Consider the following 257-nt stretch of genomic DNA (forward strand, 5'->3'; position numbering starts at 1 on the left):
ATTCTTACAATTTCAGGCGACAACTCCTAGTTTTCCTTTGGGTCAAGCCTGGATGAGTCCTCAAAATACCCACTGGATCCTATGGACTTATCCCTTAGCATTTACCTTTGGCCTGTACCCAATGCAGCATGGCGGCATATCGCCGATTTGGTTAGTGCTATTACCGGCTTTATGGATGCGGCCTTGGAGAAATAGCGAAGGAAAAAAAGCGCTTTATCTGGCTCTAGGAGGCGTGATGGGGATCATTATTTGGGCTT

At 46.7% G+C, this 257-nt stretch carries 1 protein-coding gene; it reads left to right on the forward strand.

Annotated elements, in window-relative coordinates; all coding sequences use genetic code 11:
* Positions 1-52: 52 nt before the first annotated feature.
* A partial coding sequence (locus tag ICN41_RS11480) for a hypothetical protein (RefSeq protein WP_216293026.1) occupies positions 53-257 on the forward strand: 205 nt, incomplete at its 3' end.

It is taken from the genome of Polynucleobacter sp. 15G-AUS-farblos (genome assembly GCF_018882445.1).
Classification (GTDB): Bacteria; Pseudomonadota; Gammaproteobacteria; order Burkholderiales; family Burkholderiaceae; genus Polynucleobacter.